Annotated in this window: 1 protein-coding gene; it reads left to right on the plus strand. The window is 75.0% G+C overall.

The genetic code is table 11. The annotated features are described in order from the left end of the window. Positions 1–1725: HAMP domain-containing sensor histidine kinase (locus ND748_RS31190; protein ID WP_251749889.1), on the plus strand; the 1725-nt coding region annotated here is incomplete at its 5' end. Positions 1726–1821 lie beyond the last annotated feature (96 nt).

Below are 1821 nucleotides of genomic sequence, written 5' to 3' on the forward strand. Positions count from 1 at the left end.
GGGTTCGCCCGGCGGGTCGGGCCGAGGGGGCGGTCCCGGCTCAGGTTCTCCTCGCCGTTGGGCCGGCTCACCCTGCGGGCGCGGCTCGCGCTGCTCGTCGGCATGGCGGTGGCCGCCGCCGTCGCGATGGTCGCCGGGGTCTCCCTCGGCGCTACCAGCATCGTTCTCAACCAGGCCATCGACGATCAGCTCATCGAACAGGCGGAGGCGTCCGCGGACACCATCCAGACCAACTCGCTGGGCCTGGGACTCGGCCTGCAGGCGTTCAGCTTCGGCCTGGAGGGGCAGTTCCTCGACGCCAACGGCAATCCGCTGCAGAACGCCGTGTCGTCCTGGAACAGCGTGCGGATCCCGGTCGACGCCGCCGAAGCCGAGGTCGCCCGCCGGGAACGGACCCAGAACCTGCGCACGATCACCGTCGCCGGCCAGTCCTACCGACTGGTCACGGTCCCGTTGCAGCGCCCGGCGTCGGGCGGGGCGCTTCAGCTCGCCCGGCCGACCACCGACGTCGACCGGACGCTGCGCGACCTCGGGCTGGTGCTGCTCGTCGTCGGGGTCGTCGGGGTCGTCGGCTCGGCGCTCGCCGGCCGGATCGTGGCCCGGGCGGCCTTGAAGCCCGTCGACGCCGCCGCCGCCGCAGCCGAGGAGGTGGCCCGCACCCAGGACCTCTCGGCGCTGATTCCCGTCACCGGGGCCGATGAGATCACCCGGCTGGCGGAGAGTCTCAACAGCATGCTGCGCGCGCTGGAGGCCTCCAGAGCCCGCCAGCGCCAGCTCGTCGACGACGCCAGCCACGAGCTGCGTACCCCCCTGACCAGCCTGCGGACCAACATCGAGCTGTTGCTTCGGGCCGAGGCGAACCCGCACCGCGCCCTGCCCGCGGCCGACCGCGAGGCCCTGCTGCGCGATGTGGACGCCCAGATGCGCGAGCTGTCCGGGCTGGTCAGCGAGCTCGTCGAGCTCGCCCGGGACGAGCTGCCCACCGAGGACGTGGAGCGGCTCGACCTGGCGGAGATCGTCGCCGCCGCCGCGGAGCGGGTGCGTCGACGTGCCACCGGCAAGGGCATCCGGATCGAGGTCGACGCCGCGGGCTCCTCGGTCGACGGCCGGGCGAACATGCTCGAACGAGCCGTCACCAATCTGCTCGACAACGCGGTGAAGTTCTCCCCGCCGGCGTCGGTCGTGCGGGTGCGTACCCGGGCCGGCGAGGTCACCGTCGCCGATGACGGGCCGGGCATCGATCCGCAGGAGCGGGCCCAGGTCTTCGATCGGTTCTACCGGGCCACCTCGGCCCGTGGGCTGCCGGGATCCGGGCTCGGCCTCGCGATCGTCGCCGACGCCGTGCAGACTCACGGCGGCACCGTGACCGCGGAGGGCTCGCCGAGCGGCGGGGCCCTGCTACGGATGCGGCTGCCCCTGGCGACCCCCGACCCCTCGGACCCCGGGGACGGGCTGATCCTCGCGGGCGGCCTCGCGGGTACGGACCCCGACCTGGCATGGCGGCCACCGCCCGCCGCCGACCCGGCCTCCTCGCCCTGGCGTCGTACCCCCGCCCAGCCGCCCCCGTCGTCATCCGGGCCGTCGTCATCCGGGCCGTCGTCGTCGGGGCCGTCGTCGGTCGCGCCGCCGCGGCCTGGCGCCGCCTCTACCACAGGCTCGCCGGCCCTCACGCCGGCGGACGGTGTGTCCCGGCCGGGTCCCGCGGCGGAGAATCCTGGTCCGTGAGCCCAGACGATCCCACCCGGTCCGTGCCGTCCGACCACTGCGTCAATGCGGCGACGGACCCGGCGCGGCCCGGGCCGGCGGCGACCGGCACCGCGG

Origin of the sequence: Frankia sp. AiPs1, from assembly GCF_023716945.1 — a bacterium.
Lineage (GTDB): Bacteria > Actinomycetota > Actinomycetes > Frankiales > Frankiaceae > Frankia.